The sequence below is a fragment of the Aeromonas cavernicola genome (assembly GCF_002795305.1).
Taxonomy (GTDB): Bacteria; Pseudomonadota; Gammaproteobacteria; order Enterobacterales; family Aeromonadaceae; genus Aeromonas; species Aeromonas cavernicola.
Map to the genome: position 1 here is coordinate 1 of NZ_PGGC01000243.1, position 1272 is coordinate 1272.

2 protein-coding genes are annotated in these 1272 nt (G+C 63.4%); one reads left to right on the plus strand and one right to left on the minus strand.

Features of this window, described 5'->3' with window-relative positions:
• A partial coding sequence (locus tag CUC53_RS18230) for a sensor histidine kinase (RefSeq protein ID WP_236757973.1) occupies positions 1-698 on the plus strand: 698 nt, incomplete at its 5' end.
• A gap of 213 nt (positions 699-911) precedes the next feature.
• Here the strand turns inward: CUC53_RS18230 and CUC53_RS18235 are convergent.
• A partial coding sequence (locus tag CUC53_RS18235) for a substrate-binding domain-containing protein (RefSeq protein WP_201796804.1) occupies positions 912-1272 on the minus strand: 361 nt, incomplete at its 5' end.

The window sequence follows — 1272 nt, forward strand, 5'->3', positions numbered from 1 at the left end:
TGAAGCTGACTCTGGGTGCGGCGGCCGCGCCAGTCAGTGACGAGTTGGCACTGGTGTTAGCCCAGATTGAGCGGATCCGCGCCATCACCCGCAGCCTGCTGCAATACTCCCGCCCCGGCGATTACGAAACGGCGCCAGTGTGGCAGCACCTTAACCCCATCATCGAAGAGAGCCTGACCTTAGTGCGTTCGGCCCTGCGCCAGCAGCAGGTGACCCTGAACGCCGATCTGAAGGCCCAGCAACCTATCGAGGCGGATCGCCAGCAGCTACTGCAGGTGTTGATCAACCTCCTCGTCAATGCCAGCCACGCGCTGGGGGAGCAGGGGGCGATCCGAGTTGAGAGTGATGACTGGTTTAATGACGCTGGCCAGCGGCAGGGGGCACAGGTGCGGGTCATCGACAATGGCAGCGGCATCGAAGCGGCCATCATAGCCAAGATTTTTGATCCCTTCTTTACCACCCGCGCCACCGGCACTGGGCTTGGGCTGGCGTTAAGCCATCGCATTATCAGCCGCTGGGGGGGGGAGCTATTGGTCGACTCCATTCCTGGGCAGGGCAGCTGCTTTACGGTTCGGTTGCGCAGTCACGCCTTACTGGCCAGCAGTGGTGACAGTGCCCAGCTAGAGGGATGGCGGATCGCGCTGGGCGCCGAAGGGCGTGAACCCGAGTCGTCAACGCTAGCAGTCACCGAAAGCTAGTAGCTGGCCTTCTGTGGTAACGGTGCCGCTCTGTTCGCCCAGCGCGGTGTATGCAGGGGCCATGCACGGTGAGCCATGACCGGGTGTCGATTAAACAAAACGGGCCTGCCACCATGGCAGGCCCGTTTTTGCTGGCTGCGGCCCACGGCCTTGCGCCGCTTAACTGCTCGTGCCGTTTAACCGCTCGTGCCGTTTAACCGCTCGCGGCAGGGATTATTGCGGGCTCCATACCAGTTTGCCGCTCTGGCTGACGTCATAGCCGCCAAGCCGTGCCGCCAGTTCCCGCCCTGCAGGGGAGTGCAGCCAATCGAGCAACTGCTGTAACAGCGCCCGAAAGAAGACCCCCTGCGGCATCACCAGATCGCAGCAGGCCTGCGACAGCGGCATAAAGCCGAGGCCAAACTCGGTAGCGGTGCTCTGGGCACCGGGCCCCACGTCAGCATCGCCACGGCTGATGGCGGCGGCCAGCTCCCGCTCACTATTGACCTCGACAGTGCGTGTCAGCTGGGTCAGCGACTCCCCTTGGGTTTGCAGCCACTCCTGCAACGCCCGCTGGCTGCCACCGCCCTCTTGG